Source organism: Nocardioides oceani (assembly GCF_030412965.1).
GTDB lineage: Bacteria > Actinomycetota > Actinomycetes > Propionibacteriales > Nocardioidaceae > Nocardioides > Nocardioides oceani.
Window position 1 is genome coordinate 141,321 of record NZ_JAUHJQ010000004.1, and the last position, 13,161, is coordinate 154,481.

Below are 13,161 nucleotides of genomic sequence, written 5' to 3' on the forward strand. Positions count from 1 at the left end.
ACGCCTCGCCGCGCACGGGGCCCGGGCCGGGAGGTAGCGTGGCACCTCGTGGCAACCCCGACCCTCGTCAAGGGGGCGCGCGCGACGCGCTCCACCGTGGCGCTCAAGATCGTCATGGCCGTCAGCGGCCTCGTCTTCATCGGCTACGTGCTCGCGCACATGTACGGCAACCTCAAGGCGTTCGCCGGCCACGACGCGTTCAACGAGTACGCCCATCACCTGCGGGAGTTCGGCGAGCCGCTGCTCCCCCACGAGGGCTTCCTCTGGGTGATGCGCCTGCTGCTGATCGTCGCGCTCATCGCGCACGTCGCCTCGGCGTACGCCCTGTGGCGCCGCGCCGCGAAGGCGCGCACCGTGAAGTACCAGGTCAAGAAGAACCAGCACTCCTCGCTCTCCTCGCGCACCATGCGCTGGGGCGGCCTGGCGCTGCTGCTGTTCATCGTCTGGCACCTGCTCAACTTCACGGTCCCGAAGGTGAATCCCGCAGGCGGGTCGACCGACGACCCCTACAACCTGATGGTCGACTCCTTCGACGTGTGGTGGATGACCGTCATCTACCTGCTGGCGATGCTCGCCCTGGGCCTCCACCTGCACCACGGGACCTTCAGCGCGATCCAGACCCTCGGCTTCACCAACACCGCCTCCTCCCGCGCCCGCGCCAAGCAGGCCGGCTGGGTGCTCGCGGTCGTGATCGCCGGCGGCTTCTCGCTCGTCCCCCTGTCCGTCCTCGCCGGCATCATCGAGAAGTAAGGAAGGCGCACCATGGCCTCCGCCCAGGGCACCTCGCCCCTCAACCAGCCCTCCCAGCAGGTCTCCGACGACGCGCGCGGCTACTACACGCCCGGTGACCCGCTGGTCGACCCCGTGGCCCCCGCCGGCCCGATCGGCCAGCGCTGGACCCAGCGCATCTTCGACAACCGCCTGGTCAACCCGGCCAACCGCCGCAAGCTCGACATCATCATCGTCGGGACCGGCCTGGCCGGCGGCGCCGCGGCCGCCACGCTCGGCGAGGCCGGCTACAACGTGAAGTCCTTCTGCTACCAGGACTCCCCGCGCCGGGCCCACTCGATCGCCGCCCAGGGCGGCATCAACGCGGCCAAGAACTACAAGGAGGACGGGGACTCGACGTTCCGTCTCTTCTACGACACCGTCAAGGGCGGCGACTACCGCTCGCGCGAGTCGAACGTCTACCGCCTGGCCGAGGTCAGCGCGAACATCATCGACCAGTGCGTCGCGCAGGGCGTCCCCTTCGCCCGTGAGTACGGCGGCCTGCTCGACAACCGCTCGTTCGGCGGCGTGCAGGTCTCCCGCACCTTCTACGCCCGCGGCCAGACGGGCCAGCAGCTGCTGCTCGGCGCCTACCAGGCCATGGAGCGGCAGGTCGCGGCCGGCACGGTCCAGCAGTACACCCGCCACGAGATGCTCGAGGTGATCGTCGCCGACGGCAAGGCCCGCGGCATCATCGCCCGCGACCTCGTCACCGGTGAGATCGAGACCCACCTCGCCGACGTCGTCGTGCTCGCCAACGGCGGCTACGGCAACGTCTTCTTCCTCTCGACCAACGCGATGGGCTCCAACGTCACCGCCGCGTGGCGCGCGCACCGCAAGGGCGCCTACATGGCCAACCCCTGCTACACGCAGATCCACCCGACGTGCATCCCGGTCTCCGGCGCGCACCAGTCGAAGCTGACGCTCATGTCGGAGTCGCTGCGCAACGACGGCCGGATCTGGGTGCCCAAGCGCGCTGAGGACTGCGACAAGGACCCCCGTGACATCCCCGAGGAGGACCGCGACTACTACCTGGAGCGGATCTACCCCTCCTTCGGCAACCTGGTCCCTCGCGACATCGCCTCGCGCCAGGCGAAGAACATGTGCGACGAGGGCCGCGGCGTCGGTCCCGCCGTCACCGAGGTCGGCGAGGACGGCCGCGAGGTCCAGGTCCGTCGCGGTGTCTACCTCGACTTCGCCGACGCGATCGCCCGGATGGGTCGCAAGGCCGTCGAGACGAAGTACGGCAACCTGTTCGACATGTACGCCCGGATCACGGGCGAGGACCCGTACGCCACGCCGATGCGCATCTACCCGGCGGTCCACTACGTGATGGGCGGCCTGTGGGTCGACTACCACCTGCAGTCGACGATCCCCGGCCTGTTCGTCACCGGCGAGGCCAACTTCTCCGACCACGGCGCGAACCGGCTGGGCGCCTCGGCGCTCATGCAGGGCCTGGCCGACGGCTACTTCGTCCTCCCGAACACCATCCGCGAGTACCTCGCCGACGGCCCGTTCGAGAAGATCGACGAGGCCCACCCGGCCGTCGTCGAGGCCCGGACCGACGTGGAGCAGCGGATCCAGAAGTTCCTCTCCATCAACGGCACCCGCAGCGCCGACTCCTTCCACAAGCAGCTCGGCAACATCATGTGGGAGTACTGCGGCATGGAGCGGAGCGAGGAGGGCCTGCGCAAGGCCATCGACCTCATCCGCGAGCTCAAGCAGGAGTTCTGGACCAACCTGAGGGTCCTCGGCACCAACGAGAGCATCAACCAGAGCCTCGAGCGGGCCGGCCGCGTCGCCGACTTCATCGAGCTCGGCGAGCTGATGTGCATCGACGCCCTCAACCGCCGCGAGTCCTGCGGCGGCCACTTCCGCGCCGAGTCCCAGACCGAGGACGGCGAGGCGCTGCGCCACGACGACGAGTTCGCCTACGTCGCGGCCTGGGAGTGGGGCGGCGAGGACGGCCTGCCCGTCCTGCACAAGGAAGACCTGATCTACACGGCCATCGAGATGAAGCAGCGGAGCTACAAGTGAGACTCACCCTCAACATCTGGCGTCAGCGCGACGCGGCGTCGGCCGGGTCGATGCAGAAGTACGAGCTCGACGGCGTCTCGGAGGACATGAGCTTCCTCGAGATGCTCGACGTGCTCAACGAGCAGCTCAACGAGCAGGGCGAGGAGCCGGTCGCCTTCGACTCCGACTGTCGCGAGGGCATCTGCGGCACCTGCGGCCTGATGATCAACGGGCAGGCGCACGGGCCGGAGGTCACCACGACCTGCCAGCTGCACATGCGCTCGTTCAAGGACGGCGACGACATCACCATCGAGCCGTGGCGCTCGGACGTCTTCCCGGTCCTGCGCGACCTCATCGTCGACCGCGGCGCGTTCGACCGGATCATCCAGGCCGGCGGCTACATCTCCGCCAACACCGGCTCGGCCCCCGACGCCCACGCCGCCCCGGTGGAGAAGAAGAAGGCCGACCGCGCCTTCGACGTCGCCACCTGCATCGCCTGCGGTGCCTGCGTCGCGGCCTGCCCCAACGGCTCGGCCTCGCTGTTCATGGGTGCCAAGATCACCCACCTCGGCGAGCTCCCCCAGGGCCAGCCGGAGCGCTACGAGCGGGTCGTCAACATGGTCGGCCAGCACGACGCCGAGGGCTTCGGTGGTTGCACCAACATCGGCGAGTGCACCGCCGCCTGCCCCAAGGAGATCCCGCTCGACGTGATCTCCCAGCTCAACAAGGACCTGCGCACCGCGCTCAAGCAGGGTCGCTGACCCCGCCGGTCCCCCCGCCTCGTACGACGGCCCCTCCCCTTCCGGGTGGGGCCGTTCGTGCGTTCTGGGGTGCAGGGGTCACCGGTTGACCGGGGACCCCTGCGCCCCCTGCACCACCGGCTACCGCCGGCGCAGCGCCTTCACGCCGAGGCGGGCGAGGACGACGCCGATGGCGACGTTGACGACGATGAGCACGGAGTGGGCGACCCAGTAGCCGGTGGGGCGGTCCTCGCCCTCGGCGTGGGCGCTCCAGAGGTTGCGGGTGAACATCGCGTAGGTGAGGAAGTTCCACACCGCGACCCCCACCAGCAGCCAGCCGTGCCGTCGTTCGAGCTTCATCCGGTCCTCTTCCTCCTCAGCAGCGCGACCAGCCCGAGGGCGGCCGCTCCTCCGGCCGCGAACGGGGCGAACGCGGCCCGGACGCCCGAGTGCTGCGCGCGCAGCTCGCGGGGCGTCGGCGTCCGCGGCCCCTGCACCGGGTCGGCCGGCTCCAGCACGCGCTGGGCCATGGCCGCGGGCGAGGTGTACGCGAACGCAGCCGAGTACAGCACGACCCGCGAGAAGTAGTTGATCCAGACCAGCAGGATCAGCGCGATGCCGAACGCCTGGAAGGCCGGCTGCTCCTTGGTCGAGGCCAGCAGCAGCCCCGAGGCCTGCTTGAGCACCTCGAAACCGACGGCGCCGAGCAGGGCCGCCTGCAGCAGCGAGGAGCGCGGGAGGCGGGGCTGGGCGAGCAGGGCGTACAGGGCGTAGAACAGCACCGCGTTGGCGCCCAGGCCGAGCGCCACGGTGAGCAGCTTGACCAGCCAGCCGAGCTCCTGGTCGAGCCCGAGCCAGCCCAGGATGTCCTCGGAGAACCGGCCGACGAAGCCGGCGACGGCGACCGCGACGAGCAGCACGGTGCCGATCACCGCGAGGGTCATCGCGTCGCGCAGCTTGCCGAAGACGAAGTTCGGGTGCTCGCGCTGCGGCATCACGAAGACCGTCTGCAGGGCGGCCCGCATCGCGGAGAGCCAGCCGAGGCCGGAGTACAGCACGCCGGCGAGACCGATGACCGCCGCCCAGCCGCGGAAGGTGCGGATCTGCTCCAGCGACACCTGCCCCTCGTCGGGCCCGACGATCCCCGGCAGGACCGAGGCGATCGCGTCGCGCAGGTTGCGGTTGGCGTCGGGGTAGACCTCGGAGACCAGGCCGACCGTGAACAGCGACAGGGCGAGGATCGGGAAGAACGACAGGAACGCGAAGTACGTCACCGCGCCGGCCTGCTGCGAGGCCTGGGTCGAGCCGTAGTGCTCCTGCATCCGGACCAGGTGGTCGACGAACGGCCGGCGTCGCCGTACGTCGTGCACGCCGTCGGTGACGCGCGCCTGCAGGGATGGCATGCCCCGCAGGTACCCACCGCCGCGGGATGCGGCCCGATCAGCCCTGCAGGGTGAAGTCGCGGCTCGGCTGCCAGCCGAGCGCGGCGTCGTGGACGTAGAGGTGGAACTCCTCGACGAGGAACTCGCACTCGAAGTCCGCCAGGTCCTCGAAGGCCTGGTCGAGCTGCTCGTCGCCGAGGTGGTGGGCGATGGTCACGTGCGGGTGGTACGGGTAGGCCAGCTCCACCTCGAGCGGCCCGCGACGTACGGCGGCGGCCAGCTGCTCGCACTGGGAGATGCCCTCGACCAGCGACACGAAGACCACCGGCGAGACCGGCCGGAAGGTGCCGGTGCCGCGCAGGTGCACGAGGAACGTCGGCTGCCGGTCCGCCACCGCGGCGAGGTGCTCCTCGACGGCCGCGACGTCGTCCTCGGCGAGCTCGGTCGGCGGGACCAGGGTGATGTGGGTGGGGATCATCGTCGCGGTCTCGTCCCCGAGCGCGGTCCGGTAGTCCTGGAGCTCGCTGGCCCAGGGCTGGGGGATCGCCACGGCAACCCCGATCGTCGGCATCCCCCCGACCCTACTGGGCCGCCGCGACGAAGCCGACCCGCTGGTAGACGTCGCGCAGCGTCGCCTCCGCCACCGCCCCCGCGGCCTCGGCGCCCTGCTGCAGCACCGACGTCAGGTGGGCCTGGTCGTCCAGCAGCTCGAGGGTCCGCTCGCGGAACGGCGTCACGAAGTCGACGACGATCTCGGCGAGGTCCTTCTTCAGGTCGCCGTAGCCGCGGCCGGCGTACTCCTGCTCGAGGTCGCCGATCGCGGTGCCGGTGAGCGCGGAGTGGATGGTGAGCAGGTTGCTCACGCCCGGCTTCTCCTCGGTGTCGAAGCGGATCTCCGAGCCGGAGTCGGTGACCGCCGAGCGGACCTTCTTCGCGCTGACCTTGGGGTCGTCGAGCATGTCGATGATCCCGGCCGCGGAGGACGCCGACTTCGACATCTTGCGGGTCGGCTCCTGCAAGTCGGCGATCTTCGCGGTCGCCTTGAGGATGTAGGGCTCCGGGAGCCGGAAGGTCTTCTTGTAGCGGCTGTTGAACCGCTGCGCGAGGTCGCGGGTGAGCTCGAGGTGCTGGCGCTGGTCCTCGCCGACCGGCACGTAGTGCGGGCGGTAGAGTAGGATGTCGGCGGCCTGCAGCACGGGGTAGGTGAACAGCCCGACGCTCGCCGCGCCCTCCCCCTGCTTGGCCGACTTGTCCTTGAACTGCGTCATCCGCCGCGCCTCGCCGAAGCCGGTCAGGCACTGCAGCACCCACCCCAGCTGCGCGTGCGCCGGCACCTGGGACTGGATGAAGATCGAGGACCGGGCCGGGTCGATGCCCATCGCGAGCAGCTGCGCGGCCGCGCGCAGCGAGCGCTCGCGGAGCACCTTGGGGTCCTGCTCGACGGTGATCGCGTGCAGGTCGGCGATGAAGAAGAACGGCTGGTGGTCGCGCTGGAGGTCCACCCACTGCCGCAGCGCGCCGAGGTAGTTGCCGAAGTGGAACGAGTCGGCCGTCGGCTGGATCCCCGACAGCACCCGGGGGCGGGCGCCACCGGACGCCGCGGTGGGCGCGGCCGTCGCAGGCTGGGTGGTGGTGGACATGGGCCTATTCTCCCCCGGACGCGCCCCCTCCCGAGCAGGGGGTACGACGCCGGTCGCCGTGGACGGTCGCCCGCCACGGCCGAGGAGGCCCGACCCCGGCGACGAGGCGTGACAGGCTGCCGGCCATGAGCACCGCCACCGTCCTCGACCTCGGGTCCGGGCGCGCCGAGCTCCGGCTCCCGTCCGGGCCGCTCCCGGCGCTGGCCGACCTCCGCGAGCTCCTCGCTGCGGCCTTCGCCGCTCCCGACCTGCAGTGCGTCGCGGCGTACGTCGCCGTCGACGCGTGGGAGGTCCGCCACCTGCTGCACGCGGCCGGGTTCTCGGGCGACGGGATGCTGCGCGACTGGCTCCCGGGGCCGGACGGCGGCCGGTCCGACGCCTGGGTCGGCACGCTGCTGCGCGAGGACCCGCTCGAGCCGCCGCACCCGTGGCTCGTGGTGCCCGAGCTCGAGGCGGGCGGCCTGGTGCTGCGCCCGTGGCGGGAGTCCGACGTCCCGCGGATCGTCGAGGGCTGCGCCGACGCCGAGACCCAGCGCTGGCTGGGCCAGGTGCCGTCGCCGTACACCCCGGACGCGGCGCGGACCTGGCTGCGGCAGACCGCCGAGCGGCTGGCGGCCGGCACCGGGATGAACTGGGCCGTGGTCGACCCGGCCGACGAGCAGGGACCCGACCGGGCGCTCGGCTCGGTCGGGTGGTTCGACCTGACCGAGGGCGTCGACTGCGAGGTGGGCTACTGGACCCACCCGGACGCGCGCGGGCGCCGGGTGGCGGCGCGGGCGACCGAGGCGGTGGTGGCCTACGCGTTCGACACGCTCGGGGTGCGCCGGGTCCGCGCGTTCGCCGCGGTGGGGAACACCGCGTCGCGGCGGGTGATCGAGGCCTGCGGGTTCGAGCTCTACGGCGTCGAGCGGCTCGGCGCCTGGACCCGCGCCGGCCACGTCGACATGGCGCTCTACGACCGGATGGCGGCCTCGGAGCCGGACGCGACGTCCTGACCCCGGCGGTGGCTCACCGCGGACCACAGCAGGATCGCGACGCCGAGCACGGAGAGCCCCGCGCCGACCAGCGCGGGCGCCCGGTAACCCAGGCCCGCCGCGATGACCAGGCCGCCGAGCCAGGCGCCGAGGGCGTTGGCCAGGTTGAGCGCGGCGTGGTTCATCGCCGCGCCGAGGGTGACGGCGTTGCCGGCGACGTCCATCAGCCGCACCTGGAGGTTGGTGACGAGCACGGACCCGATCACGGTGATCGCGAAGACCACCGGCAGCAGCCACCAGCCGTACGGCGCGACGGCCCAGAAGAGCACCATCACCAGCGTCGAGCCGATGCCGGACCAGATGAGCGAGCGGAAGACCGACCAGGCGGCCAGCTCGCCGCCGAGCCAGGTGCCGACGACCATGCCGAGGCCGAAGGCCAGCAGGAAGAACGGCACCGTGCCGCTGCCGAGCCCGCTGACGTCGGTGACGGTGGTGGCGATGTAGGAGTACACCGCGAACATCCCACCGAAGCCGACCGCACCGGCCGCCATCGTCAGCCACACCTGGCGGTTGCCGAAGAAGTCGCGGGCCTCCTTGCGGCCGGTCGCCTCCTTGTCGCCGGGCACCGACGGCACGAACGCCAGGATCAGCAGCATGGTCAGCGCCGCGATCGCCGCGGTGATGACGTACGCCGCCCGCCAGCCGAGGTGCTGGCCCACCCACGTCGCGGCCGGCACGCCGACGACGTTGGCCACGCTGAGGCCGAGCATCACGCTGGCGACCGCACGGCCGCGCTTCTCCGGCGTGGTCAGGTTGGCCGCGACCAGGCTGGCCACGCCGAAGTACGCACCGTGCGGCAGCCCGTCGAGGAAGCGGGCGACGGTCAGCAGGCCGTAGCCGGTGGCCGCCGCGCTGAGCAGGTTGAACGCGGCGTACGCCGCCATCAGACCGACGAGCAGGCCGCGTCGCGGGAGGCGGGCGGCGAAGAACGACAGGATGGGGACGCCGACGACGACGCCGAGGGCGTACGCCGAGATGACGTGCCCGGCGGTCGGCTCGGAGACCTCGATGCCCTCCGCGATCTGGGGCAGCAGGCCCATCGTCACGAACTCCGTCGTGCCGATCGCGAACCCGCCGACCGCGAGGGCGAGCACCGCCAGCACGAACCGGCGTCCACCGGGAGGGGTGGCGACGTCGGCAGGAGGCGCGGACGCGGGCGCGGTGGAGGTCATGAGGCCTTCCGGTCGGGGGCGTGCCTCATCCTCCAACCGGGGCCGGGCCCCGGCCTATTCCGCGTCGGGTCAGCAGACGGTCGTGATCTCGCCGACGGCGCCGTCGAGCTGGCGCTCGGCCTCGTCGACCGCGACGTCGTCGACCTGCGTCCCCTCGGTGGCGCCGCGCGCCTGGGTGAGGAGCTCGTCGACCGCCTTCCCGGCACGGTCCACCTGCTCGCGGGTCTCGCCGCCGAGGCCCTGCTCGGCGGCGGCCAGGACGTCCCGGACGGCGCTGAGCTCCCGCTCTGCGGCCCGGGGGTCGGCCCGCAGGTCCCCGACGGCGTCGCGGACGCGGCGCTCGGCCTCGTCCATCGCCTGCTGCGCAGCGGCGCACCCGGCGTCCTCGGCCGCCCCGCGCACGATGTCCTCGGCCTCCGAGCACCCGGCGAGCACGGTGGTGGCCAGGGCGGTCGTGAGGGCGGTCGTCACGAGGAGGGTGCGCACGTCGGTGCAACGACCGGGGGTCGCCGGGGGTTCCGGGATCAGCCGGCCAGGTGGCCCCAGCCGCCGGCGAGCTCCGACCACGGCCCGCTCGCGGCGACCCGCCCGTCGACGAGGACCACGACCCGGTCGGCGCGTGCCAGCGCGGACCGCTTGGAGGTGGCCCCGACGACCGTCGTGCCGCGCCGGCGCAGGGCGTCCCAGAGCTCCAGCTCGGTCGCCGCGTCCAGCGCGCTCGACACGTCGTCGGCCAGCAGCAGCTCGGCGTCGGTCGCCAGCGCCCGGGCCAGGGCGAGGCGCTGCACCTGCCCGCCGGAGAGTCGTACGCCGCGGTGCCCGACGAGGGAGTGCGGGCCGCCGGCCTCCTCGACGTCGCGCCCGAGCCGGGCGTCGGCGACCGCCGCGTCGAGCCCGCGCTCGACGGCGTGGTCGAGCACGACGTTGTCGGCGAAGGTGCCGGAGAGCACCCGCGGCACCTGCGCGACGTGCGCCACCTGGCCGGGTCGCAGGAACACCTCGGGGTCCTCGACGTCCTGGCCGTTCCACCGGATGTCGCCGGTGTGGTCGACCAGCCCGGCGAGCGCCGCGAGCAGGCTGGACTTGCCGGAGCCCACCTGGCCCAGCAGCAGCACGAGGTCGCCGGCGTCGACGTCGAGGTCGACGCCGGTCACGCCGCGGGTGCCGTCGTCGTGGATGGCGTCCACCCCGCGCAGCTCCAGGCGCTGCAGCGGGACCCGCGGCGTCGGCGGCGGCTCGGGCGCGCTGCCGCGCACCAGGTCCACGCCGGGCGGCAGCGACATCAGGTCGGCGCCGGCGGCGAGCCGGCTCGTCGCGCGCTGCCACGACCGGGTGCCCGGCGCCTCGGTGATGACCGAGCCCGCGACCCGGCCGAACCAGTCGAAGCCGTTGACCGCCGACGAGACCAGCAGCGCGGTGGCGAGGCCCCAGTGGCCGGCCACGAGGACGGCCCAGGCGGCGACCACGCCGCACTGGACGACGACGACGGGGACACCGTCGAGCGCGGCCTGCACGCGGTGCTCGCGGACCGCGGCGTCCACGCGGCCGGAGTCGACCCGGGAGAGGTGGCGGCGGACCGCCGGCGTCGCGGCCGCGAGCTTGACGGTCCGCACGCAGTCGAGCACGGAGACCAGCGAGCGGCCGAAGCCCGCGCGGGCGCGCGACGCGGCCGCCGCCGACCGGCCGGCGATCGGGCGCCCCACCGACGAGGCGAGCGTCGAGGCGACCATCACCGCGAGCAGGACGCCACCGGCGAGCAGGCTGCCGCCGGCCACGCTCGTGGCCACCACGATGACGAGCCCGGTGGAGAAGTCGACCCAGCGGTCGGCGTACCGGGCGAACCGGTCGGCGTCCATCGTCCGCGCGACCACCTCGCCCGGCGGCGTCCGCGGCAGGCGCTTCTGGCGGGTCTGCCCGACCAGCACCGACATCCGGGTGCGCAGCAGCACGGCGATCCACCAGTGCGGATAGCGGCTGAACGCCGCCGCCAGGGCCAGCGGCGCCGTGAGCAGGCTGGCGACGACGACCGTGGTGAGCGCCGTGGGCGTCCCGCCGTCGGCGAGGTCGGTCACCAGCCGGCCCCACGCCCAGCCGGTCACCGTGCCGAACGCACCGGTGAGCGAGCCGACGAGGAACAGCCCGACGCCGGCCAGCCCCCAGCGCGGGTGGATGGCCAGCGCGTGCACGATGCCGCGGCTCAGCGAGGGTCCGTCGCCGACCTCGGGGCGTTCCGGCGGCGGCCCGCTGCGGCGGGTGCCACCGACGGCCGTCGCCATGGGCATGGGCAGGCCCTCGCCCGCGTCCACCGCAGCGTCCACCGGAGCGTCCACCGCCTCGGGGGCGTCCCCGGCCGACTGCTCGGCGTCGCCGGAGCGCAGCAGGTCCTGGAACCGGCCGGGCGTGGCGGCGAGCTGCGCGTGCCCGCCCTGCTGCACGACCCGGCCCTGCTCGAGGACGGCCACGAGACCGGCGCGCTCGACCGTGCCGAGGCGGTGGGCGACCAGCAGGCCGGTACGTCGCGCGAGGAGCCGGTCCGCGGCGCGCACGACGAGGTCCTCGGTGACCGGGTCCATCCGGGCCGTGGCCTCGTCGAGCACCACCACGCGCACGTCGCGGACGAGGAGCCGGCCGAACGCGACCAGCTGCTCCTCCCCCGCGGACAGGGTCGTGCCTCCCGGGCCGAGCGGGGTGTCGACGCCCTGCGGGAGACCGGCGACCCATCCCTCCAGGCCCAGCTCGGCGAGCGCCTGCTCGACCCGGCCGGCGGGGACGTCCTCGAAGAGCGCGATGTTCTCCGCGAGCGTCCCGGCGAGGATCTCGGTGCGCTGGGTGACCACGCCGACGGTCCCCCGCAGCTGCTGCAGGTCCAGCTCCAGCACGTCGACCCCGCCGAGCAGCACGGTCCCCGGCTCGGGTTCGACCGCGCGGGAGACGAGCGCGGCCAGCGTCGACTTGCCCGAACCGGTGCGACCGACCAGCGCGCAGGTCTCCCCCGCCGGCACGAGCAGGTCGACGCCCTCGAGCGCGAACCGGCCCTCCTCGTAGGCGAAGTGGAGGTCGCGGAAGTGCAGCTCGAGCGGCCCGTCGGGGACCGGCCGGCCGCCGGCGGGCTCCGGCGGCGACTCGAGCAGCTGGCGCAGCCGGATGAGCGCGCCAAGGCCCGCCTGCAGCTCGGGCAGGTGCTGGGCGAGGTTGTTGACCTGGCCGACGAAGGTCGAGGTGACCAGGAAGAGCGTGACGAGCCGGGCCACCGACATCCCGTCGCTGCCGACCAGCGCGACGCCGGAGACCACGACCGCCGCGAGCAGCCCGTGCAGCAGCAGCCCGGCCCGCCGCGCGAGACGCATCTCGACCTCGAGCACCGACCCCAGGCGTCGGTGCGTCTCGGCGGACAGCTCCGCCACGCGACGTACGACGTGGGCCTGGCCGAGGCTCGTGCGCAGGTCGTCGCGGCCGGCGATGCCCTCCTCCAGCGCGGCCGCGTGGTCGGTCCAGGCCATCTCCTCGAGCACCTTGCGCCGCGAGATCTCCGGCAGCAGCGGGCGCACCACGAAGACGGTCACCGCGGTGACCGCCGGCAGCAGCAGCCACGCCGGCCACCACGTCAGCCCCGCGATCACCCACATCGGCACCGTCGCGAACAGCGTGCGCAGGGTGTCCCACACCTGCCGCCGGACCAGGGCACCGACCTCGTAGGTGTCGTCGTCGACGCGGTCGAGGACCTCGCCGACGGCCTGGTCGTTCAGCCGGGCGAGGGGCTGGGCCAGAGCGGCGTCGAGCAGGTCGGCGCGCAGCCGCCCCTCGGCGCGGTCGACCACGCCGGACCACACCACGCGCGCGGCCGAGTCGAGCACCGCGGCTCCGACGACGCACAGCGCGAGGAGGAGGACCAGGTCGGTCCGCGGGTCGGCCGCGAGCCGGCCGGCGACGACCGTGCCGAGGGCCTGGCCGACCGCGGCGACGAAGAGCGCGACGAGGGCCGCTCCGGCCACCCGCGAGCGCAGCCGTCGCCAGTCCACGACGCGCGAGTCCGGCAGCGGCGGCCCTCCGGTGCCGGGCTCGGTCGGGGACGTGCCGTGCTCGGCCGGGGGTGCGCTGGTCACGGTCATCGCGGCTGACGCTACGGGGCGCAGCCGACACTCCTCATCTGGTTTTCACCCCCCGCGCCGGCCGGTGCGGAGGGACCAACGGACGCGGGGGTGGTGGTGCAGGCGGGACTGGTGGGGCCGGCGAGACTGGTGAGGCTGACGGGGCGGGCGGGAGACTTAACGCGAGGTTCGCTGCTGTGTCGGCACGCTGCAGCGTGCCGACACAGTGGCGAACCTGTCGTTGCATGCGGTGCCGCCGGCCGCGTGACATGCGACGCGGCCCGCCACCGGCGAGGGTGACGGGCCGCGGCGCGGGACGAG

11 protein-coding genes are annotated in these 13,161 nt (G+C 73.3%); 4 read left to right on the forward strand and 7 right to left on the reverse strand.

Going from position 1 to position 13,161, the window contains the following annotated elements:
• The first annotated feature begins 48 nt into the window (after nt 1–48).
• Genes QWY28_RS12000 through QWY28_RS12010 form a run of 3 tightly spaced genes read left to right on the forward strand, consistent with a single transcriptional unit; the run spans nt 49 to nt 3,545 of the window.
• Nucleotides 49–750, forward strand: coding sequence for a succinate dehydrogenase cytochrome b subunit (locus tag QWY28_RS12000; protein ID WP_300952795.1), 702 nt, complete (start codon nt 49–51; stop codon nt 748–750).
• Nucleotides 751–762: 12 nt separating this feature from the next.
• Nucleotides 763–2,805, forward strand: a complete 2,043-nt coding sequence (locus tag QWY28_RS12005) for a fumarate reductase/succinate dehydrogenase flavoprotein subunit (protein WP_300952796.1) — start codon at nt 763–765, stop codon at nt 2,803–2,805.
• Nucleotides 2,802–3,545 (forward strand): succinate dehydrogenase/fumarate reductase iron-sulfur subunit, encoded by a 744-nt coding sequence (locus QWY28_RS12010; protein ID WP_300952797.1) that lies wholly within the window; start codon nt 2,802–2,804, stop codon nt 3,543–3,545. The genes QWY28_RS12005 and QWY28_RS12010 overlap by 4 nt, the downstream gene beginning before the upstream one ends.
• 120 nt (nt 3,546–3,665) lie before the next feature.
• Here QWY28_RS12010 and QWY28_RS12015 read toward each other — a convergent pair whose 3' ends face one another.
• The 4 genes from QWY28_RS12015 to trpS are packed head-to-tail and all read right to left on the reverse strand — an operon-like array spanning nt 3,666 to nt 6,546.
• Complete coding sequence (locus QWY28_RS12015; RefSeq protein ID WP_300952798.1) at nt 3,666–3,884, reverse strand: SCO4848 family membrane protein; 219 nt, start codon at nt 3,882–3,884, stop codon at nt 3,666–3,668.
• Nucleotides 3,881–4,927: a YihY/virulence factor BrkB family protein gene (locus QWY28_RS12020; protein ID WP_300952799.1), complete on the reverse strand. Its 1,047-nt coding sequence runs from the start codon at nt 4,925–4,927 to the stop codon at nt 3,881–3,883. Before QWY28_RS12020 ends, QWY28_RS12015 begins: the two co-directional genes overlap by 4 nt.
• A gap of 37 nt (nt 4,928–4,964) precedes the next feature.
• Entirely contained in the window at nt 4,965–5,477 is a 513-nt protein-coding gene (locus QWY28_RS12025) for a 2'-5' RNA ligase family protein (protein WP_300952800.1), read from the reverse strand.
• Nucleotides 5,478–5,487: 10 nt separating this feature from the next.
• Nucleotides 5,488–6,546, reverse strand: a complete 1,059-nt coding sequence (gene trpS, locus QWY28_RS12030; RefSeq protein ID WP_300952801.1) for a tryptophan--tRNA ligase — start codon at nt 6,544–6,546, stop codon at nt 5,488–5,490.
• 125 nt (nt 6,547–6,671) lie between these two features.
• Here trpS and QWY28_RS12035 point away from each other — a divergent pair, with 125 nt between their 5' ends.
• The gene (locus QWY28_RS12035) at nt 6,672–7,541 is read left to right on the forward strand and encodes a GNAT family N-acetyltransferase (RefSeq protein ID WP_300952802.1); all 870 of its coding nucleotides are present in this window, start codon (nt 6,672–6,674) and stop codon (nt 7,539–7,541) included.
• Here the strand turns inward: QWY28_RS12035 and QWY28_RS12040 are convergent.
• From QWY28_RS12040 to QWY28_RS12050, 3 genes are all read right to left on the reverse strand, one after another.
• Nucleotides 7,499–8,752 (reverse strand): MFS transporter, encoded by a 1,254-nt coding sequence (locus QWY28_RS12040; protein ID WP_300952803.1) that lies wholly within the window; start codon nt 8,750–8,752, stop codon nt 7,499–7,501. The genes QWY28_RS12035 and QWY28_RS12040 overlap by 43 nt on opposite strands.
• 69 nt (nt 8,753–8,821) lie before the next feature.
• Entirely contained in the window at nt 8,822–9,223 is a 402-nt protein-coding gene (locus tag QWY28_RS12045) for a hypothetical protein (protein WP_300952804.1), read from the reverse strand.
• A gap of 53 nt (nt 9,224–9,276) precedes the next feature.
• Complete coding sequence (locus QWY28_RS12050) at nt 9,277–12,861, reverse strand: ATP-binding cassette domain-containing protein (RefSeq protein ID WP_300952805.1); 3,585 nt, start codon at nt 12,859–12,861, stop codon at nt 9,277–9,279.
• Between the last annotated feature and the right edge of the window lie 300 nt (nt 12,862–13,161).

Coding starts and splice junctions, on each gene's coding strand:
- QWY28_RS12005 (WP_300952796.1), top strand. CDS start 763: ATGGCCTCCGCCCAGGGCACCTCGCCCCTCAACCAGCCCTCCCAGCAG.
- QWY28_RS12015 (WP_300952798.1), bottom strand. CDS start 3,884: ATGAAGCTCGAACGACGGCACGGCTGGCTGCTGGTGGGGGTCGCGGTG.
- QWY28_RS12020 (WP_300952799.1), bottom strand. CDS start 4,927: ATGCCATCCCTGCAGGCGCGCGTCACCGACGGCGTGCACGACGTACGG.
- QWY28_RS12025 (WP_300952800.1), bottom strand. CDS start 5,477: ATGCCGACGATCGGGGTTGCCGTGGCGATCCCCCAGCCCTGGGCCAGC.
- trpS (WP_300952801.1), bottom strand. CDS start 6,546: ATGTCCACCACCACCCAGCCTGCGACGGCCGCGCCCACCGCGGCGTCC.
- QWY28_RS12035 (WP_300952802.1), top strand. CDS start 6,672: ATGAGCACCGCCACCGTCCTCGACCTCGGGTCCGGGCGCGCCGAGCTC.
- QWY28_RS12040 (WP_300952803.1), bottom strand. CDS start 8,752: ATGACCTCCACCGCGCCCGCGTCCGCGCCTCCTGCCGACGTCGCCACC.
- QWY28_RS12050 (WP_300952805.1), bottom strand. CDS start 12,861: ATGACCGTGACCAGCGCACCCCCGGCCGAGCACGGCACGTCCCCGACC.